19 protein-coding genes are annotated in these 21086 nt (G+C 43.6%); 9 read left to right on the top strand and 10 right to left on the bottom strand.

Features of this window, described 5'->3' with window-relative positions; all coding sequences use genetic code 11:
- Positions 1-118 precede the first annotated feature (118 nt).
- Positions 119-775 carry a nitroreductase family protein gene (locus Q4492_RS13575; protein ID WP_303418931.1) on the bottom strand — a complete coding sequence of 219 codons (657 nt, stop codon included), beginning with the start codon at positions 773-775 and terminating at the stop codon, positions 119-121.
- Between the two features lie 704 nt (positions 776-1479).
- Between Q4492_RS13575 and Q4492_RS13570 the strand changes: the two genes are divergently transcribed.
- Complete coding sequence (locus Q4492_RS13570) at positions 1480-1941, top strand: hypothetical protein (RefSeq protein ID WP_303418928.1); 462 nt, start codon at positions 1480-1482, stop codon at positions 1939-1941.
- Between the two features lie 123 nt (positions 1942-2064).
- Here Q4492_RS13570 and Q4492_RS13565 read toward each other — a convergent pair whose 3' ends face one another.
- The 3 genes from Q4492_RS13565 to Q4492_RS13555 form a co-directional block, all read right to left on the bottom strand.
- Positions 2065-4929: a valine--tRNA ligase gene (locus Q4492_RS13565; protein ID WP_303418926.1), complete on the bottom strand. Its 2865-nt coding sequence runs from the start codon at positions 4927-4929 to the stop codon at positions 2065-2067.
- A 267-nt stretch (positions 4930-5196) separates the two neighbouring features.
- A complete protein-coding gene (locus Q4492_RS13560; protein ID WP_303418923.1) occupies positions 5197-5631 on the bottom strand; it encodes a DNA polymerase III subunit chi in 435 nt (144 codons plus the stop codon).
- 18 nt (positions 5632-5649) lie between these two features.
- Positions 5650-7146, bottom strand: coding sequence for a leucyl aminopeptidase (locus tag Q4492_RS13555; protein WP_303418920.1), 1497 nt, complete (start codon positions 7144-7146; stop codon positions 5650-5652).
- A 226-nt stretch (positions 7147-7372) separates the two neighbouring features.
- On the opposite strand from Q4492_RS13555, the gene lptF reads away from it, so the two are divergent.
- Positions 7373-8491, top strand: coding sequence for an LPS export ABC transporter permease LptF (gene lptF, locus Q4492_RS13550; protein ID WP_303418917.1), 1119 nt, complete (start codon positions 7373-7375; stop codon positions 8489-8491).
- Positions 8488-9576 (top strand): LPS export ABC transporter permease LptG, encoded by a 1089-nt coding sequence (lptG, locus tag Q4492_RS13545; protein ID WP_303418915.1) that lies wholly within the window; start codon positions 8488-8490, stop codon positions 9574-9576. Before lptF ends, lptG begins: the two co-directional genes overlap by 4 nt.
- 49 nt (positions 9577-9625) lie before the next feature.
- Here the strand turns inward: lptG and Q4492_RS13540 are convergent, their stop codons facing one another.
- The 4 genes from Q4492_RS13540 to gloA all read right to left on the bottom strand — a co-directional run bounded on the left by Q4492_RS13540 (position 9626) and on the right by gloA (position 13170).
- The gene (locus Q4492_RS13540) at positions 9626-10084 is read right to left on the bottom strand and encodes an RDD family protein (protein WP_303418912.1); all 459 of its coding nucleotides are present in this window, start codon (positions 10082-10084) and stop codon (positions 9626-9628) included.
- Between the two features lie 44 nt (positions 10085-10128).
- Complete coding sequence (locus tag Q4492_RS13535) at positions 10129-11373, bottom strand: YeeE/YedE family protein (RefSeq protein ID WP_303418910.1); 1245 nt, start codon at positions 11371-11373, stop codon at positions 10129-10131.
- Positions 11374-11590: 217 nt separating this feature from the next.
- Positions 11591-12388 (bottom strand): tetratricopeptide repeat protein, encoded by a 798-nt coding sequence (locus Q4492_RS13530; protein ID WP_303418907.1) that lies wholly within the window; start codon positions 12386-12388, stop codon positions 11591-11593.
- Between the two features lie 389 nt (positions 12389-12777).
- A complete protein-coding gene (gloA, locus tag Q4492_RS13525; protein WP_067865885.1) occupies positions 12778-13170 on the bottom strand; it encodes a lactoylglutathione lyase in 393 nt (130 codons plus the stop codon).
- A 174-nt stretch (positions 13171-13344) separates the two neighbouring features.
- Here gloA and Q4492_RS13520 point away from each other — a divergent pair, with 174 nt between their 5' ends.
- On the top strand, positions 13345-13668 hold the full coding sequence (locus Q4492_RS13520; RefSeq protein WP_303418903.1) for a phasin family protein: 324 nt from the start codon (positions 13345-13347) through the stop codon (positions 13666-13668).
- A gap of 64 nt (positions 13669-13732) precedes the next feature.
- Positions 13733-14254: a flavodoxin FldB gene (gene fldB, locus Q4492_RS13515; protein ID WP_303418900.1), complete on the top strand. Its 522-nt coding sequence runs from the start codon at positions 13733-13735 to the stop codon at positions 14252-14254.
- 29 nt (positions 14255-14283) lie between these two features.
- Here the strand turns inward: fldB and nhaD are convergent, their stop codons facing one another.
- Entirely contained in the window at positions 14284-15735 is a 1452-nt protein-coding gene (gene nhaD, locus Q4492_RS13510; protein WP_303418897.1) for a sodium:proton antiporter NhaD, read from the bottom strand.
- Positions 15736-15918: 183 nt separating this feature from the next.
- On the opposite strand from nhaD, the gene prfB reads away from it, so the two are divergent.
- From prfB to ung, 4 genes are all read left to right on the top strand, one after another.
- Positions 15919-17013 (top strand): peptide chain release factor 2, encoded by a 1095-nt coding sequence (prfB, locus tag Q4492_RS13505; RefSeq protein ID WP_303418894.1) that lies wholly within the window; start codon positions 15919-15921, stop codon positions 17011-17013.
- Between the two features lie 120 nt (positions 17014-17133).
- A complete protein-coding gene (gene lysS, locus Q4492_RS13500; protein WP_303418892.1) occupies positions 17134-18636 on the top strand; it encodes a lysine--tRNA ligase in 1503 nt (500 codons plus the stop codon).
- Positions 18637-18726: 90 nt separating this feature from the next.
- Entirely contained in the window at positions 18727-19170 is a 444-nt protein-coding gene (locus tag Q4492_RS13495) for a hypothetical protein (RefSeq protein WP_303418889.1), read from the top strand.
- 6 nt (positions 19171-19176) lie between these two features.
- Positions 19177-19860: a uracil-DNA glycosylase gene (gene ung / locus Q4492_RS13490; RefSeq protein WP_303418887.1), complete on the top strand. Its 684-nt coding sequence runs from the start codon at positions 19177-19179 to the stop codon at positions 19858-19860.
- Here the strand turns inward: ung and Q4492_RS13485 are convergent.
- Positions 19829-21076 (bottom strand): GGDEF domain-containing protein, encoded by a 1248-nt coding sequence (locus tag Q4492_RS13485; protein WP_303418884.1) that lies wholly within the window; start codon positions 21074-21076, stop codon positions 19829-19831. The two genes, ung and Q4492_RS13485, sit on opposite strands and share 32 nt — an antisense overlap.
- Positions 21077-21086: the final 10 nt, after the last annotated feature.

Here is a 21086-nt window from a genome sequence, read left to right as displayed (position 1 = left end):
CACGGGGTGGCTTCCTACGGGGAGAGTTTCGAGCGAGAACGGTATCGGAATAAGGAGATAGCAGCGACTGGCATAACACCAGTCGCGGGGTTTTAATCTAAGGGGGGATGAGCAATGCCTAAAGGATGGTAAACACGCTATCAAATCTACGACGTGATTTTGGTATCGCTGCATTGTAATCGTCTTCAGGGTGGCGGTAACCAATTGCGAGTGCAACATGGCATTCGTACCCATCGAGTTCTTTGGAAAACTCTTTGTTTACCATTTCAATATCAATACCTTCCATGGGTGTTGAATCTAAGCCGAGTCTTGCGACTGTATGCAACGTATTACCAAGGGCGATGTAGGTCTGCGCTTTGGTCCAAGTGGTGGTATCACCGGATTCATCGGTGTTCATCTCTGCAAAGAAGAAACCGCCAAAAGCGCTCTCTCTTTCTTCAGGCTTGGTTCGTTTGTCCTCAATGCCGTTATCGACAACCTCGGCATAATGATCGCGTGTATAGCGAGGGTTGTGGGCAAAAAGAATCATGTGAGAACTATCAAATACATGGGGCTGATTGAACTGAAAGTTATGCTCAAAGGTGCTGCTCATGCGCTCTTTTGCGGCATCACTTTCGATAACGATAAATTTCCACGGCTGTGAATTTATAGATGAAGCAGATAAGCGCATTGCCTCGTATAGAATCTCCATATTCGCTTTAGAGACCTTACGAGTAGGGTCATATTTTTTACAGGTATGCCTTGATACTAGATCGTCAATAATTGGACTGTTCATGGGGGTTCCTTGATATAAACCGGGTTTGAGATTAGAGGATTAACCCTCTCAAAAAACCTTTAACGATAATTAAGCGATAAGGGTTATTTCATTCAGTGATAGGGATCATAGGCTTTTTTTAATATTAATAAACAGGGTAGTTTTTGATTAATTATCAAATAATATTTGATAATTAAACGGTGAAGGGCAAGTCCCTGTAAGGTGCTATAGGGTGGGATTTGGTATTTTTGTAGAGAACTCAAAGGTATAAGATGAAAGATTATCGCGCATGGCTTGGCTTCCTGTAGAGAACGCTTCCAAATGATTTTTATAGTTCTGCTTTCCATACCTCTAGTGTCGTTTGCATATTTAACTCATTTTCCAGGCGGGTGTAGTGAGGCTTTCTAGATAAACTCCAAGTTTTTAATAGAGTGTGTCGATTAAGTTTCTGCTAAGTCGTTTAGTTTTATTATTCATTTCTTATTGGTTTTTCTGCGTTGGTGGCAATAGGTTGCCGCTTTGTGTGGTTATTCAAGGTGGTCTGAGTTACAGGTGTTGTTATTTTTAATGCTGGGTAGCTGTATTTTCTTCGTTTTATGTAAAGTTGTGTAAAGCTAAGTTAAGAAATATTAAGCAGTCAAAAGAACTGTATCTATAGAGTGATAGGGCATGGCCTTTGCAGATTTATCGAAGCTTTATACAAAATTATGTTTAAGGAGAAGGTTATGAACGTTACGGGTACACAGCCCATGGGATCTCCTCAGCAGATGGGGAAACCACCCTCTGCGGATGAGATGGCGCTCAATATGGTCTCTGCTGTTGAAGATGGGAATATTTCTGCTGAAGAGTTAGTGGAAAACCTTGAAAGCCGTTTTGGCGTCGATGCGAGTAGTGTATTGGCTGATGATGGCACCATCGATGAAACGGCGTTGACTGAATTGCTCAGTAGTTTTGACCCAGCAAACCAAGCGGCTGGAGCTGGTGCTATGCCACCCCCTCCGCCACCACCAGGTGGCGCTGTGTCGAGCGAAGAGCTCCAAGCAAAGTTAACTGAAGATTATGGTGAAGACGCAATTTCTGCTGTGTTTAATGATGATGGAACGGTTAACTTTGATGAGCTTATGACGCTGTTATCGTCGAATCAAGGTAGTACTGAAACGGGGTTACTTATCAACGCTAGTGCGTAGGTTAAAGTAACTTACGGTTGTTTTAACCGTCTAAAAGGCCTAAATCTCTATTTGGGCTTTTTCCCAAAAAAAAGCCCAGAACAGTGTCTGGGCTTTTTTATGCTTCAAATATCTAGTGCTTAATTAAAGCGCTTCAATTTTCGCATATTGCTCTTGTAACTTATCAAAAGAAGATTGAGAGGCCGCCATCTTTTCACGCTCTTTAGCGATAACCGCTTCAGGTGCGTTGGATACAAACTTCTCATTGCTAAGTTTGCCTTTGATTCGACCGATCTCTTTCTGTAGTTTGTCTAGCTCTTTTTGTAGACGAGCTAGTTCTGCATCTTTGTTGATCAGGCCAGCCATAGGGACTAACACTTCCATTTTGCCTACCAATTGAGTGGCAGACATTGGCGCTTCGTCATCGGCATTAAGCCAAGTGATGCTTTCCAGGGCGGCTAATTTACATAGGAAAGTACGGTTAGCGTTAAGGCGGGTTAAATCTTCAGGACCGCCGTTTTGTAGCAGTACCGAAAGTTCTTTAGCTGGAGAGATCCCCATTTCACCGCGAATGTTACGTACGCCAGTAATAACACCTTTTAGCCATTCGATCTCCGTTTCAGCGGCTGCATCGAACTTGTCATTGTTAGCAACAGGGTAGGGCTGGTTCATGATGGTCTCGCCATCTTTACCCGCTAAGCCTTTGACTTGTTGCCAGATCTCTTCTGTGATGTAAGGCATGATTGGGTGTGCTAAACGAAGGAGCGCTTCAAGTACGCGAACCAACGTGCGGCGTGTACCACGTTTTGCTTCTGCAGAGGCATTTTCGTCCCATAATACAGGTTTAGATAGTTCTAAGTACCAGCCGCAGTATTCATTCCAGATGAAGTCATACAGGGTTTTAGAGGCCATATCGAAACGGTATTCGTCGAAATGCTTGATCACTTCGGTTTCGACTTGCTGTAGACGGCTGCTGATCCAACGGTCTGCTAAAGATAGCTCGATACCGCTATCGTCAGTGGCGTTCTGACCGCAATCTTCGCCTTCTGTGTTCATTAATACGTAACGTGCTGCGTTCCAGATTTTGTTACAGAAGTTACGGTAACCTTCTAGGCGCTTCATATCCCAGTTGATGTCACGGCCTGTAGAGGCTAGGGCAGCAAGGGTGAAACGTAGGGCATCAGTACCGTGGGCAGAGATCCCTTCTGGGAACTCTTTCTCGGTACGTTTGCCGATCTTTTCAGCCAATTGTGGCTGCATCATGTTTCCGGTACGTTTCTCAAGTAGCGTTTGTAGCTCGATACCGTCAATCATATCCAACGGATCTAGTACGTTGCCTTTAGATTTAGACATCTTGTCACCGTTTTCGTCACGGATTAGGCCAGTAACGTAAACGGTTTTGAAAGGTACTTGGGGTTTGCCGTCTTCATCTTTCATAAAGTGCATGGTCATCATGATCATGCGGGCAACCCAGAAGAAGATAATATCGAAGCCGGTAACCAGTACATCGGTCGGGTGGAACGTTTGCAGGCGCTGGGTGTTTTCAGGCCAGCCTAGTGTGCCGAATGTCCATAGTGCCGAGCTGAACCATGTGTCAAGAACGTCATCGTCTTGGCGCAGTTCAGTTTCGGGATCTAGATTGTATTTCTGACGTGCTGCTTCTTTATCGTTAGCGACATAGACATTGCCTTCATTGTCGTAGAAAGCAGGGATGCGGTGGCCCCACCATAGTTGGCGAGAGATACACCAGTCTTGGATATCACGCATCCAAGCGTTGTACATATTTTCGTACTGCTGTGGTACAAATTTTATGTCGCCATTCTCTACCGCTTCGACCGCAGGTTTAGCCAGTGTTTTTGCATCAGCAAACCATTGGTCCGTTAGCATCGGCTCGATCACAACACCGCCGCGATCACCGTAAGGCACGGTCATATCGTTTTCTTCGATCTTAACCAGTAAACCGGCTTCTTCAAAATCCGCAACGATTGCACGACGAGCAGCAAAGCGTTCCATACCGCGATATTTTTCTGGAATAGCTGTATTAAGATCGCTGTTAGGCGTTCCGTCGGTATTAAATCCTTCACCTTCATCGCGAATATCAGCGTTGTAGGTCAGGATATTAATCATAGGTAGATTGCAGCGTTTGCCGACTTCGTTATCGTTGAAGTCATGAGCAGGCGTGATTTTTACACAACCGGTACCTTTATCCATATCGGCATGTTCATCGCCAACAATGGGAATACGGCGACCCACTAATGGCAGGATAATCTCTTTGCCGATTAGGTCTTTATAGCGCTCATCTTCTGGGTTAACTGCTACACCGGTATCGCCCAGCATGGTTTCTGGACGGGTTGTACCAACCACAAGGAAATCTTCACCTGCAGCTGTTTTAGCGCCATCCGCAAGCGGGTAACGTAGGTACCACATTTTGCCTTTGGTCTCTTTGTTCTCTACTTCAAGGTCAGAGATGGCGGTATGTAGTTTTGGATCCCAGTTTACAAGGCGTTTACCACGGTAAACTAGGCCTTCATCATAGAGGCGGATAAAGACTTCTTGTACGGCTTTGTAAAAGCCCGAGTCCATAGTGAAACGCTCAGTGTTCCAGTCAACAGAGTTGCCTAGGCGGCGCATCTGGTTAGTAATTGTGCCGCCGGATTCCTCTTTCCATTCCCAGATCTTTTCGATAAACGCATCGCGGCCAAGGTCATGGCGTGTTTGCTGACTTTCTGCGGCCAGTTTACGTTCTACAACCATCTGGGTTGCGATACCCGCGTGGTCAGTACCGACTTGCCACAATGTATTTTTGCCCTGCATACGCTTGTAGCGTGTGAGCGCATCCATGATCGTATGCTGGAAAGCGTGACCCATATGTAAGCTACCAGTGACATTTGGCGGCGGAATCATGATGCAGTAGGAGTCACCTTCGCCAGATGGGGCAAAGTAGTTGTTTTCTTCCCAGGTTTTGTACCAGGATTTTTCGATCTCTTGCGGCTGGTAAGTAGTTTCCATGGCGCTCTAGTTCTTCCGAAAAGTATTTTCTGAAAATCAGTCAGTTGTGGGCTTCCCTGAATGGTTGGGAGGCACAAATAAACCCGGCATTATACAGGTTAAAACTAATAAGTGGCGAGGGATTGGGGTAGATGTTTTGATCTATTTTTATGCTGCGCTTGGACGGACGGGATTTAGGGGAGGGTGGTGTGTTACGTGGGTTTTATTCTACAGGTTAGAGTAAGTTGCAGATGTTTAGCTCTCGATCATTGAATAAGACAGTCTATATCAGACTTTTTTACGCATATCATGCATATCTATTTGCACATTGTTTTTTTGATAGAGCTTGTAGTTGCTTCGTGTTGAGGTAAGTATGTCCTCACTTTGCACAACAATTTCAAGAATACGATCAAAGTTTAGCGCGTCTTCAGGGATCTCTAAATTAAGGTTAACGTAAACATCGTGATGGGCTGGGCGTTGTTCGTCCCAGCCTATCTTTACGCCTGCAGTATCTTCCTCATTTAATAAGCTGTGAGGGATAAAGGATTCAGGGCGATACTCCCAGAGGAGCTGATCTATACGTTGGGCTTCACTTTCGTCGCGAGTTTGGATAAATATCTCATGTCCAAGGGCGCGGATCTTTTCAACCAAACGGCAAAGAAAACGACCCCGAGCATCGGGATCGGTTGAAGGCAGTACGTAAAAATCAGCTTTGCTGGTCATCTATTTTAACTCTAGACTCTATTCTTCTTCCGCTGCTTGGTTAAGCAGGTATTGCGTCAACAAAGGAACGCAGCGACCTGTAGCGCCTTTCGCTTTGCCACCACTGTGCCATGCTACACCCGCTATATCTAAATGGGCCCAACGATACTCTTTCGTAAAGCGAGAGAGGAAGCAGGCTGCAGTAATAGTGCCGCCTGGGCGACCACCAATGTTCGCAATATCAGCAAAGTTAGAATCAAGTTGTTCTTGGAACTCGTCCCATAAAGGCAACTGCCAAGCTTTATCAGCGGCTTGATTACTTGCTTCGATAAGCTCTTGAGCTAAGTCGTCAGTATTCGTTAGTACGCCTGTTGCGTGATGGCCTAGGGCGATGATACAAGCACCCGTTAAGGTTGCAATATCAACTACAGATGCTGGCTCGAAACGGCCCGCATAAGTTAGTGCATCACATAGTACTAAGCGACCTTCCGCATCGGTGTTTAGGATCTCAACTGTTTGACCTGACATAGTCGTTACAATATCGCCAGGTTTAGTTGCGTTACCGCTCGGCATGTTTTCTGCTGCTGCAACAATACCTACAACATTGATTGGCAGTGCCATTTCACATACAGCAGTCATTGCTCCAAATACGCTGGCCGCGCCACACATATCATATTTCATCTCGTCCATGCCGCCGCCGGGCTTGAGGGAGATACCGCCGGTATCAAAGGTAACGCCTTTGCCGACTAATACATGTGGCTTTTCACCTTCAGGGCCACCTTTGTATTCCATAACAATTAGCTTTGAAGGCTGAACGCTGCCTGCGCCAACAGAAAGTAGGCAGTGCATACCTAGCTCAGCCATTTCCTCTTCATCAACGATGGTTGTTGTTAGGTCGTCAAATTCATCGTCTAACTCAAGGGCTTGTTCGGCTAAGTGAGTAGGTGTGCAGATATTGCCGGGTAAATTGCCAAGGTCACGAGCGATGCTCATGCCGTTTACAATTGCGGTGCCATCTAAAAGAGCAGTTTCTGCCAAATCGGCATTTTCTTCGGGAACAAGAATAGCGATCTGTTCTAATTTTAATGGGTCAGCTTTTGTGCTTTTAGTTTCATCGTAGGTGTACAGCTCAGCGCCGCTCCACTCAACTAAATGGCGAAGTTGGCGGTAGTGGTCAGTATCGTCTGTCAGTGTGCAATCTAAGGCAAAAGTTATATTGCTTACGCCTGTGCTTTTAACAACGCCCATTGCCGTAGTGATTGTTTTGCGGAAGTTTCGGTTGTTACGCTCATCTTCTTTGCCAAAGCCTAGTAGTAATACGCGTTTAGCGGCAAGCCCTGGTACTTTGTGTAGTAGTAGACTCTCAGCATTTTTACCGCTGATATCACCACCCTTTAAAATCTCGCTAATATAACCAGCGCTTGCTTCATCGGCTGCTTTAGCTGCGGGGGGTAGGGTAGAATCTGCTTCTACAGCGATGATTAGACATTCGGTTTCAAGTGATGCGATATCACCGTTTACAATTTCAAAATCCATATTGGCTCCAACTTGAGGCGTGTATGCGTCTGCACAAGACATTGTCCGCAGATTAAAGGATAATGTTGGCTACTATATAGGTGTGTGACCTGATACTAAATAGATTTTCCATATCGGTTTTTAAAATAAGTAGGCAATTTCTTGTGGCAATCTGCTTTATTTACTGTCAAAGCCTAATAATATAAACCATTTTTGGGTCAGTAACAGTTTTCATTAAGGACATAGAGTGATCGTTTTTCGCTATTTAGCACGTGAAGTTTTGTTCAGCATGCTTGCTGTGAGTTCTGTGCTGCTGTTTATTATTATGAGTGGGCGCTTTGTTCGGTATTTATCGAAAGCGGCTGTTGGTGAGTTAGATCCTAATGTTCTATTTTCCCTTATCTTTTATCGTTTGCCTGGTTTCCTTGAGCTAATCTTGCCTTTAGGTTTATTTTTAGGCTTTTTGTTGGGCTATGGACGTCTTTATCTTGAAAGTGAGATGACCGTGTTAGAGGCTTGTGGAATGAGCCGCCGACGCTTAATCGGTTACTCTATGGGGCCTGCGTTGCTTGTTGCTTTGATTGTGGGCGTCTTAGCTATTTTTATATCGCCTTACGGTGCATCAGAAACAAATAAGATTTTTGATGAGCAGGAAAGTCGCAGTGAGTTGGAGAGCTTAGTGCCGGGGCGTTTTCAGCGTCAAAATAGCAGTGCGCGAGTTACTTATACAGATTCCGTTACAAACGATGGTTTGCTCGGTATGACGTTTATCTCCGATAAGAATAAAAGTAACAACCGTACGCGAGTCACCTTGGCCGCTAGTGGTGATACATTACTTGATAAAGAACGAGATCAGCGTTTTGTTGTCTTGGAAGATGGTTTTCGTTATGAAGGTTCGCCCGGTTCTGGTGATTTTGTTGAGTTAGGGTTCCAGAAGTATGGTAGCGAAATCGCGCGGAAAGATAATGAAATTCGTTATGATAAAATTGAAGCCTTGCCAACATCGGTACTTTGGAATTCAGATGAGCCAAAATATCGTGCGCAATTAAATTGGCGCTTATCTTTGCCTGTATTAGCTATTGTTGTAACGCTTTTGGCTGTGCCTTTGAGTCGTGTGAATCCTAGACAAGGGCGCTTTGCCCGTTTGGTGCCCTCTATCCTTATCTATTTAGTTTACATCTCGGTTCTTAGTAGCATTACGAGTGAGGTGGGTGAGGGACAGAGTTCACCTATTATGATCTGGTTAGTACACCTTGTGTTTGCGGCCTTTGCTTTCAATATGATTTTGTTTGGTGCGTTCTGGAGTCGGTTATATAACCAGATACCTCTACCGACGATTCGTCTGCCTTGGAAAAAGAGCTCATGAAAATTTTAGACCTTTATGTAGCCCGTCATGTGCTGGGGGGCTTTCTAATTGTTCTTTTAGTGGTTGCTGGTTTGGATATGCTTTTCGCGTTAGTCGAAGAGATGAAAGACGTTGCGGGCGACTATACCTTTGCTGCCGCACTTAAGTACATTATGTTAACAGCGCCGCGTCGTTTCTATGAATTTATTCCTCTGTCTAGCTTAATTGGGTGTTTGTTAGGGTTAGGTATTTTGGCCTCTAGTTCAGAGCTGACGGTTATGCGGGCGGCTGGTATTTCAACATTCGGTATTATCTTATCTGTGATGAAGCCTGTACTGCTGATTATTGTGATGGCCTTAAGTTTGGGTGAGTTCGTTGTGCCACAAAGTGAGCAGAGTGCGCAAAGCCATCGTCAGGTGATGCTTACAGGGAATTCAGCGATTAGTGATGCAAGCCATGTTTGGCATAGAGATGAGATGACCTTCTTGCATATTAATGCGGTTATCCCTGATGGCTCTGTACGTGGCTTGACCCGTTATGAATTTAATGACGACTTGACCTTGGCACGTGCTAGTTTTGCAAAAGAGGCACGTTATGATGGCAAAGATTGGTTACTATCGGATATTAAAGAAACTCGTTTTCCAAACAAGGTTGATGACAGTGACCCCGCTACGGTACAGTTGGAAACATCCATACTTAAAGAAGAGGTTTGGCCGAGCGGTTTGACACCTGAATTGCTTAAAGTTGTGATGATTGAACCGACCAATTTATCTATGGCTGGGCTACTTTCTTACGGGGATTATCTGGATGAGCAGGGATTAGCTTCTTCGCAATATCGTGTTGCTTTCTGGAGTAAGTTATTACTTCCAGTTGCTATTTTTGCCTTAGTTATTGTTGCAGTGTCTTTTATTTTTGGTCCTTTGCGCAGTGTTACATTAGGGCAGCGCTTGATAACCGGTATTATTGTAGGTTTGACCTTTAAGCTAAGCCAAGATGTTTTAGGGCCAACCAGTGCCGTGTTTGGCTTTTCGCCTTTAGTTGCTGTGTTGTTGCCGATTCTGATCTGTATTGGGCTTGGTTTTTGGTTACTTAATAGAGCTAAGTAACTCACTTATGAGCTGTGGATTGTTTAGCTAAGCCACAGCTTATTCATGTTTATTCTAAAATCTTAGCGCGCTTAGGTAGTTCAATAACATGAGTGCCTGAGGCTATGTCGTGCCATGTCATTTTTTGTTTGTTGATGAACATCCATAAAAATCCTGCACCTCCCGCCAATAGGGAGAGTATACCTACGATATATCGAAGTAAGCATTGCTTTGCATTCAGGCGCTCTCCTTCTGTGGTTTGCACCCGTAAACGCCAGGCAAGCATGCCTAATGTTTGGCCGTTTCTCATCCAGAAAAAAGATAAAAACAGGTAGACCAAAATAAAAAGGAAGGATTGGAAGAGGGGGCCTTGGACGGACTCTCCCTGATTAAATCCCATAGTGATAATACCGGTGGAAACCATAAGTAACGCGATAATCAGTATCATGTCATAGACAAAAGCGCCTAAACGTTTGATTGGGCTGGCAACTTTTATATCGGAATATGTTTCTTTAAATGAACGTGACATCGGGGACCGCTTTAATCTTAATTATTTAAAAATGATAAGTGTTTTTAACACGAGCTACGCATTGATGTTTTTTTATCTAATTTAAACAAGGGGCGTAGGTGACTGCCTATATAACTCCCCGCAAAGGCTGCAATCAACCATAGCCAGCCATGTAAGCTACCAGAGGCTATGCCGCCAAAATAGGCGCCAATATTACAGCCAAAGGCTATAGTAGCGCCATAACCTAGCATCAATCCACCTAAAATGGCTGCGACCCAATGTAACAAAGGTAAGCGCCACTCGAAGGAAAATTTACCCGCTATTGCTGCAGCAAAAAAGGCACCGAGTAATACACCCGCGTTCATTACTGAATTAATATCGCTGGTAAGGGGTTGGCTTAGAGCGGTTTCCCTTCCCGGTTGTAGCCAGTAAGTCCAAAAATCGAATTCTAGTTCCATTTCGAGAAGCATCGCAAGTTTTGCACCCCAAAGCGGATAGGCTACTGCAACGGCCCATGGGCGGCCGGTTAGTGCCAGTGTGGCGAAGTTCAAACATGCTAAAGCGAGTGCTCCCCAAATAAAAGGCCATGGGCCTTGTAGGTAGCGCCGCCAATGATTGGTGTCGGCTAATGGGTTATCTTTTTCTATCTCCCCGTGGGTGCGTTTCTCTAACCAGATAGTAAGTCCTGAAATTGCAGCAAACAGGGCGAGGTTTAAGATGATGGCAGCACTAACACCGGTTTCTTCAATTAGGGATATAGGGGTGAACTGGGGAAGTTCCATCCACCATTCATAGTCTGCTGTTGCCCATAATCCACCTATTACAAAGCCGATCATGCTTGGTATAGCGCGTACTTGACCACCGCCTGCATGATAAAGGTTGCCCGATGCGCAGCCGTTACCTAGTTGCATACCAATACCGAAGATAAATGCGCCGATAAGGACTGAAGAGCCCAATGGGCGGATATAACCTCTAACCTCTTCGCCAAAAAGCTCACCTGCATTTAATGCAGGGAAGAACAGGCATACCGTCACGGCGAGCATAATCATCTGCGCTCTTAGACCGCGACCTCGACGGTTGATGATGAAGTTGCGCCAAGCTGTAGTGAAGCCAAATGACGCATGATAAAGAGAAAGGCCTAGCAGTCCGCCGATAAACATAAGCCACATAAGCTTGTTGGATTCATAGGTGTTTAGCCAATACAAACTATAGATAAACAAGCTTGCTGCAAAGATAACTACTGCGGCTTTGCGTGTACGATTAGAAGGTATATTTAACATAGTTGTAGAGGGCGTTTTCACGCTATTCATAAGGTTTATTCATCTTATAAGGGTGGCGGCTTGGGGTGAAAGATCGTACCTGTTTATCAAGGGGGTATCTATCAGTGTTGTTGATCATTATATCATCAATCAATAGTGATCTTGAATGAAATAAAATCAGCTTAGCGCTTCTTTAAAGTAAATAGGGTCTTATAAAATAATAAAGGCGATCATAAGATCGCCTTTATCGAATAAGTCGATATGAAGTTTATTTGCCGACGTACTCTTGGCGGTAAGTTGCCGCTAATTGTTTTGCATCGCTTAATTCACTTTCATTCAGCTTCATAACTAGGCGTTTCTCGATAGCCACCGCTGTGCGATTACCAAGCTCTGCTGCATTATGCATCCATGCGTAAGCTAAAACGTTAGTGTTCTGGTCAGCTTGTGCTCCATGATTATTGGAGTAAAGAGTACCTAAAAAGAACATTGCATCGGTATGGCCTTGTTCTGCAGCTTTACGATACCAATGTTCAGCTTCGGCAAAGTCCTGCTCTACGCCCGTGCCAAAATTGTAGCAGCGTCCGATATTATGTTGTGCAGCAATTAAGCCTTGGTCAGCGGCTTGTTTATACCACTGAATTGCTAAATTTGGATCTCGTTTCATGCCGTAGCCAAATTCCGCCATCTCTCCTAGACGGTTTTGTGCTGTAGCATCTCCCGCTTCTGCAGCAGGTAGGACTGTAACCAGTTCTTTTTTGTATTCTTGGTTTTTTAAGGCTCGCAGGCTGTTAACGGAGCCCATATGACCTAAAGCTGCACCGCGGCTATAAAAACGGCGGGCTTTTTTAATGTCTTTATCAACGCCCCAGCCATTTTCATACATTTGGCCAACCATGTTCATAGCATCTTGGTTGCCTTCTTTAGCCAACGAATTCAGCTCATTAAACGCAGTAGTGTAATCTTTGTTGTCAAAAGCTATCGTGCCTTTGCCTAGATCAGCTGCTATTAGTTGGGTTGTGCTAATGCTTAGCATCAAACCTGCAGCTAAAAGGATTTGTTTCTTCATCGAGTATCGCTCACTTTAAATGTCGTTAGGATTCGAGAGAGGTGGGTAATTATAACCCTATTGAAGACAAATTTTCATATCTTATGAAGATAAAGGTGAATTTTATATGCAATTTATAAAATCGCGGCCCTTGTTGTTTAGTGGATTCTAATATACATCGTTGCTATTGTCCTGATAATGATCCACGTCTAAAAATAAGGGTGTAATTACCGATGATTAAGGTTTTTCGGTATTTGAGGGGTGCTTAAATGCAGGTTTTGGTCCGTTAGGTGGAGTGTCAGTGAGGTGGGATTGCTCGGCGTTTCTTATCGGTGTAAAAGGTATTCTCTGCAGCGATAAGGCTGATCGCTGCAGAGTTGATATTTTATATCTGTTTGGAGGGGGGAGACTTAGTCGTTTCGTGTTTTGTCGAGTAGCTCAATCATGTAGCCATCGGGGTCTTTTGCGAAGGCAAGTATGGTTGTGCTGTTTTTCATAGGTCCAGCTTCACGAACGATCTCACCGCCCTTACTTTTTATTTTTTCGCAGGCTTTGTATACATCATCCACTTCAATCGCGATATGACCATAAGCATTACCTAAATCATAACTATCAGTGTCCCAATTATGAGTTAATTCTAATGCTGTGGTCTCAGATTCGTCACCGTAGCCTAAAAAGGTAAGGGAGAAACGACCTTCAGGGTAATCCTTGCTGCGTAAAAGCTGCATTCCTAATATATTGGTGTAGAAGTCTATTGATTTTTGTAAATCTGTGACACGTAACATAGTGTGTAATAGGCGCATTTTCTACATCCTTAATATTGTTATTTGGTATCATAAGGGCAAGATAAGCTTTGCCATTTCAATGATAGAGTGCTTTATTATAAGTGATTAAAGAAATAAATCATGCGTACATTATGTGAATTATAAACGGCGTTAAATTGTTGTGCTTCTGGCGGTAGGGTAGAGGAAGTTGTTATGTTCCAAGACATGAATAAGAAAATATCAGATTCAATAGAGCCTTTTAGAGAACTGGTTAATATACAAACGAAAATGTTGGAGGAGCTAACTCGGCAGCAGATGGCGTGTACTAAATCTTGTATTGAAGCCACTATACAGCAGACACAAGAGATGCAGAAATGCCAGTCGCCTACCGACCTTGTTGATCTTCAAAAGAGTTATGCACGAGATTTGGAAACAACAATTAAAAGCGCTAGTGATCAAAATTTGAAAGCTTTACAAGATGCAAGAATGGAAATTGAAGAGATTGCACATTCTGCTTTCGATGCTTTTAATAAGTAATTTGTTATCATTTATAAAAGCAGCCAAGGGCTGCTTTTTGTTTATTTGGGGTAAGGTATAAAGAATGGCAGCACCGATTGGTCTTTTTTATGGTTCGACAACGGGGAATACTGAAAGCGTTGCGGATCTTATCGCTGAAAATATAGGGTTTGATAAAATCGATCGGATCGATATTGCAGCGGATGGTTTAGACGGTCTCTCTGATTATCAATATCTTATTTTAGGCATCCCTACTTGGGATTTTGGGGAATTGCAGGAAGATTGGGCTGATTTATGGGAGATTGTAGAAAACGCTAATGTTGCAGGTAAGACCTGCGCTGTATTTGGTTTGGGCGATCAAATTGGTTACGGCGAATGGTTTCTTGATGCGATGGGATTACTCCACGATCTTCTGAAAGCACAAGGTGCTGAGATGGTCGGGTACTGGCCTATTGAAGGCTATAGTTTTGATGCATCTAAAGCGTTAACTGAAGATGGTCGTCAGTTTGTTGGTTTGGCAATCGATGAAGATTGTCAGCATGGTGAGACCCTTGCACGGGTTGAGCAATGGTCACAACAGGTCCTCGCTGAGTTTGATATGCTTTGACGTTGATTGTTATGCGTTATGGATGCTTCCTATATTAACCCGCTAATATACAGGTGGGTTAATATACCAAAGCTATAACCGATCAATATTGCCCAACTCCATTTCAGATGGCTCATAAAAGTGTAAACCCCTTGAGCTTGTCCCATGAGCGCTATCCCGGCTGCTGAACCTACAGAAAGAAGTGAACCACCAATGCCAGCAGTCAGTGTGACGAGTAACCACTGCTGTACGTTCATATCGGGTTTCATGCTCAATACTGCAAACATAACAGGAATGTTATCTATCAATGCTGAGGCGACCCCTACGAGTATATTGGCCGTTGTGGCACCTAAGCCGTTATACATAAATTCAGATAGGAGCGTAAGGTAGCCTAACGTCGCGAGCCCGCCTACACAAAGTACGACGCCATAGAAAAACATAAGTGTATCCCATGAGGAGCGCTCAACAACTTTGAATATATTGAAGCGGCGGATCACATCTGCGTTATCGCCTTTGCTCTGTTCGTGGCTTTGCATATTTTCGGCTTGAAAGTTGTGAATATGCCCTTGTTCTTGGACGATGGGGGCTTGTTTGCTGATGTAGAAGCCAAATAATTTCAGTATCCCTAACCCAGTCATCATGCCGAGTACGGGAGGCAAGTGTAAAATGCTGTGCGACAGTACGGACAGAACAATTGTGAAGAGGAAAATAAAGATAATTGTAATAGCACCTTTCTTCATATGAAGGAGGTTTGTTTCGCCGGATGGTGGGCCATCCTCAATCACTCTATTCATAATGAGTGCAGGTATAAACCAAGTAATTAATGCAGGGAAGAAAAGTAGTAAAAACTCCTCAAATTGAACCAGCCCCTTTTGCCAAACCATAAGTGTTGTAATATCACCGAACGGGCTGAATGCCCCTCCTGCATTGGCGGCAATAACAATATTGATACAACCGACAGTAACAAAATGATGGTATGAATTACCCACGGCTAGCACGACAGCACCCATGAGTAATGCCGTTGAAAGGTTGTCAGCTATAGGTGAGATAAAAAATGCGAGTAGACCCGTAATCCAATAGATCTTTCTTAAGGAGAAGCTTTGCACAACAAGCCAAGACCGGAGGGCTGCGAACACTAATCGCTCCTCCATTGTTGTGATAAATGTCATAGCGGCTAATAGAAATAGAAATAGCTCGGCATATTCGAGAATGTATTGCTTTACGGCTAATCCCGCTGTGAATTCGTCGCCACTAAGAGAGTAGGCGATACCTGTTAATAACCATATCAATCCTGCCGCCACCATAATCGGTTTTGATTTTCGAAGGTGGATAAACTCTTCACCGAGTACAAAAATATAACCGATAACAAAAATAATCAGTGCCAAAATACCAAAAATTGATCCGGTCATATCAGACAATATTAGGGGAGTGCCGCCTGTAGACGCGTATAGATGGGGTGTAAAAATAAGTGTGCAGAGTAATAGGATGGTTTTACTAAGCATCTTTGATTCCGTAGTTACTGAATAAACTTATTCTAAATCTTTGTTTCTGTGTGATGCTAGTTTGAGTCGAGAATTTCATTTTAAAGGCAATTAAAGCGTAGATAGGGTCGAAATTGGTAGTGTTATACGCTTAATTTCGATAAAATACCGCACTTTTTCAAACGGCCGTCTACGATTTTTATCATGGAAATTAACCCGATTCTCAATGCCTTAAAAGATATTAGCGAACGCGCGAACGAATTGCGCGGTTTTCTTGATTATGAAGGTAAAAAAGAGCGCCTAGAAGAGGTGACTCGTGAGCTAGAAGATCCCGCTATTTGGGATAATCCAGAAAATGCTCAACAGCTTGGTAAAGAACGTTCAGCACTTGAGATGGTTGTTGAAACAATTGACGATCTGACTGCGGGTGTTGAAGATACCCGTGACCTGCTGGATATGGCCGTCGAAGAAGACGATGAAGATACGGTCGGTGAAGTCGAAAATGATGTGGCGGCCATGATGGAACGTCTACAGAAACTTGAATTTCGTCGTATGTTTTCTGGTGAAGCGGATCCTAATAATGCCTTTCTGGATATTCAGTCAGGTTCTGGTGGCACAGAAGCTCAAGACTGGGCTGAGATGATGTTGCGAATGTATCTTCGCTGGGGCGAAGATAAAGGCTTTAAAACTGAATTGTTAGAGTGCTCAGCGGGTGATGTGGCAGGGATTAAATCTGCTACGATTCGCTTTCAAGGTGAATATGCATTTGGTTGGCTTCGTACAGAAACGGGTGTACACCGTTTAGTACGTAAATCACCTTTTGATTCTGGTGGCCGCCGTCATACTTCCTTTTCTTCGGTATTTGTTTCGCCGGAGATTGACGATAACGTAGAGATCGATATTAACCCTGCTGATCTACGTGTTGATGTTTACCGTGCCTCGGGTGCAGGTGGACAGCATGTAAACAGAACGGAATCTGCTGTACGTATTACCCATGAACCATCAGGTATTGTTGTGCAGAGTCAGAGTCAGCGTTCACAGCACCAGAACAAAGATACTTGTATGAAGCAGCTGCGTGCAAAACTCTATGAGATGGAGATGTTAAAACGCAGTGAAGCAGCGCAAGAATTAGAAGACTCAAAAGCGGATATTGGCTGGGGTAGCCAGATTCGTTCTTACGTTTTAGATGATCAGCGTATCAAGGATCTACGTACCAATGTGCAGAGTTCCAACTGTGACAAGGTACTGGATGGCGATCTAGATCTATTTATTGAAGCGAGTTTAAAAGCTGGTTTGTAAACAGATCTCTTGAGGTTATAGCGTTTGTTACAGGGATAGGTTTTGCGCCTTAAACTGTAACCGCTAAGTTCTTCCTTTCGGGTAGGGCTATTAGTTAACAAATTTAAAGGTTTACCACCGATGTCTGACAATAATCAGAAGCAAGATGAGAACCGCCTGATTGCAGAGCGCCGAGAAAAACTAAATGCGCTTCGTGAAGAGGGGAATGCATTTCCAAATAACTTCCGTCGTGATTCTTACGCTCAGGATTTGCAAGATCAGTATGGCGATAAGACTAAGGAAGAGCTAGAAGAAGCAGCGATTACCGTTAGTATTGCTGGTCGTGTAATGCTTAATCGTGGCGCATTTGGCGTGATTCAAGATATGACTGGCCGTGTGCAGTTTTATGTCAATAAAGAAGCGCGTAAGTTTGCTAAGCGTTTAGATCTTGGTGATATTATTGGTGTTACGGGTGTACTACATAAGTCAGGTAAAGGTGATCTTTATGTAGATATGGGTGAATACCAGTTATTAACTAAAAACCTACGTCCGCTACCGGATAAACATAAAGGTTTGCAGGATACCGAAATTCGTTACCGTCAGCGTTATGTTGATCTGATTACTAATCAAGATTCACGTAACGTGTTTGAAATGCGTTCTAAAATTGTATCCGGTATTCGTAACTTCCTTACCGAACGTCGTTTTATTGAAGCAGAAACACCAATGCTTCAGGTTATTCCAGGTGGAGCGACGGCACGCCCATTTATTACCCACCATAACGCGTTAGATCGTGATATGTATCTTCGTATTGCACCTGAGCTTTATTTGAAACGTTTGGTCGTGGGCGGTTTTGAACGTGTTTTTGAGATCAACCGTAACTTCCGTAACGAAGGTCTATCGACGCGTCATAACCCAGAATTCACTATGATTGAGTTCTATCAGGCTTATGCCGACTATCATGACCTGATGGACCTAACCGAAAATATGCTGCGCACTGTGGCACAAGAGGTGTTAGGTACAACAACGATCATCAATACGGTTCGTAATGATGAAGGTGAAGTCCTTGAAACCTTTGAATACGATATGGCTAAGCCGTTTCAGCGTTTAAGTGTGTTTGATTCTATCTTGCATTTTAATGAAGATATTACTGCTGAAGCTTTGGCTGATGATCATGCAGCGCGTCAAATAGCTGAGCGTTTAGATATTGCAGTTAAAGATAGTTGGGGCTTAGGTAAAGTTCAGATCGAAATCTTTGAGAAAACGGTTGAACATCGCCTTCAGCAACCGACCTTTATTACTGAATACCCAACTGAGGTCTCACCGCTTGCGCGTCGTAGCGATGATAACCCATTTGTAACAGATCGCTTTGAGTTCTTTGTTGCCGGCCGTGAGCTTGCTAATGGTTTCTCCGAGTTAAATGACTCAGAAGATCAAGCAGAGCGCTTTAGTGCTCAAGTGGCAGAAAAAGATGCAGGTGATGATGAAGCAATGCATTATGATGATGACTACATCAATGCTTTAGAATATGGCTTACCACCGACTGCGGGGGAAGGTATTGGTATTGACCGTTTGGTCATGCTATTTACTGATTCGCCTTCAATTCGCGATGTGATTCTGTTTCCTGCCATGCGCCCACGGACATAATTTAAAGTCTGTTATTTAAAAGATTAAAAAGCCCTCGTTGAGGGCTTTTTTGTGGTTGTTTGCCGCCTTTTGTTTTATTTAATGAGGGATATGATGGCTTGGCTCTTTCCTATAAAAAAACGGATCATCCCTGGGAAACGCTGGATAAGTATTCTTAGCCGTACTTTGCATCTGGTTGGTGTTTGTGGATTGGCGGGCGCTTATTTGTATCATCAGCCTATAGAGTCTTGGCAGTTGTTTCTCTATCTCACCGTTGTGAGTGGTCTGGTGATGAGCGGTTTGGAGATTTATACCGATGGCATCTGGCTTTTACAGCTTAGGGGTACGGCTATAGGTATTAAGCTGTTTTTGCTATCTACGATGATTTGGTGGTTTGAACAGCCGAATTCTAGTATATATTTTTTGGTCATTATTATTTCTGGTGTAGTATCCCATGCGCCCGGTAAAGTCAGGTATTTTTCGGTTTGGCATGGCCGTGTGGTTATGGATTCGTCTATGCGTAAAGGTAAGCAACTTACAGATTGTGGGGGATAGGTGGTTATGGTCTTAGAGCGTGCAAAAAGCTGGCAGAATGTATTGTCTGATGAGTTCGATCAGCCCTATATGCAGAAGTTGAAACAGTTTTTACAAGAGCAGAAAGACCTGCATAAGGTGATCTATCCCCATTCGTCTAATTGGTTCCATGCTTTGGAATCAACGCCGCTTGATGATGTGAAAGTCGTTATTTTAGGGCAGGACCCTTACCATCAGCCTGGACAGGCCCATGGTTTGTGTTTTTCCGTACAGCCGGGGGTGAAAATACCTCCCTCATTGGTAAATATTTATAAAGAGTTAAAGAGCGATTTGGGTGTTGAGCCTGTTTTCCATGGCTATCTAGAAAATTGGGCTAAGCAGGGTGTTCTGTTGCTGAATAGTGTGCTGACGGTAGAGGAGGGTGCAGCCGGTTCACATCAAGGCAAGGGCTGGGAGCATTTCACTGATAAAATCATCCAAGTTATCAATGATAGATGTGAACATGTTGTTTTTCTTTTGTGGGGAAGTTATGCGCAAAAGAAGGGGGGCTGTATTGATACAGATCGACATTTAGTGCTTAAGGCGCCGCATCCATCGCCGCTCTCTTCTTACCGAGGTTTTTTTGGTTGCAGGCACTTTAGTCAAGCGAATGAATATCTTAGGCTGCATAAGCGTTCGATTATAAGCTGGCAGCTCCCGCCTCAGGTTTAGTAATCTCAAGTGCTAACTCTTCTTGGTAGCTGTTTGTCTCACTGTAGTAATGATGCTGCCCGCGGCCATTTTTCTTGCTGTCATACATGGCAATGTCAGCATAATGAACTAGGGTTTCAAAATCAGTGGAGTTTGTTGGAGCGACGGCGGATCCTGCACTATATCTAACATGTATATCTACTGGTGTTGTTAAAATCGGTTGTAATAATTGCTGTTGCACACGTGAAATTATGCGATTTAGTGATTCGTGAAGCTGAGTTTCACTGTCTGCTTCGATAAGAAGAATAAATTCATCGCCCGCTAAGCGAGATAAAATATCTCCCTCTCTTAATTGAGCTTTGATGGCCTTAGTAAAGTTAACAAGAACTTTATCGCCTACATTGTGACCAAACTGATCGTTAATCGGTTTGAAAAAGTCTAAATCTATGAAGGTTACGGAGAGCCATTTATCCCCTCTGTTTACTTTGCTAAGCGCTTGATTAGCAAATGTTTCTAGCATTTTTCTATTAGGGATTCCCGTCAGTTGGTCTGTATGGGCAAGGGTTTTTAACTGGGTATATTGTTCTGATATCTGATTATGGGCGGAGGATAATTGTTTGAGATAACGTGTTCTGTTATCGGTAAAGCGCCAAACTGAATAAGCAGAAATAAAGCACATAGTGCATATCGCAATAAATAACATAAATAAAAGTGCATTTTGTGAATGGTTTTCAGATGCGATATGTTGTTTTAATTCGATTTCAAGCAGGTCTGCGTCTTCCATAATCTGAATAAATAGAGCATCGAATTGCTGATCTGATTTTGAATTTTTGTCAGGAAATTGGTAGCGAACGGTTGTTGTATTATGAAATTTTTGTAAAGAGTAGAGTAGCTTATTAACTTTGGCTCTTAGCTCTGTATTTTTTAGTGGGTAATAGGTGCCTTGATCATTTTTGCCACCATCGAGTATGGCTGTGGCATACCACTTAGCCATAGTGATGTGATGATAGACTGAGTCGATGGAGCGAACGCTATCACCTGATAGAATCTCTTCGAACCAAAGGTGGGCTAGGGCGGTTTCTAGTTTTATTTCAATGGAGGCATCAACCCAAGGAACATATTTTTGGCTGGTGCTTTTTGAGATGACATGAATATAGAGAAGCAGCAGAATACTAAGTATCGCGGTCATACCGATAAGTAGTAATGGTATGGTCGGGGTGTTCGTTGTACGCTTCATCCCCGCGCAT

Origin of the sequence: Neptuniibacter sp. 1_MG-2023, from assembly GCF_030547185.1 — a bacterium.
In the GTDB taxonomy this organism is placed as follows: domain Bacteria; phylum Pseudomonadota; class Gammaproteobacteria; order Pseudomonadales; family Balneatricaceae; genus Neptuniibacter.
Note: the sequence above shows the minus strand (reverse complement) of the source record. Positions and strands in the feature narration are given on the sequence as shown.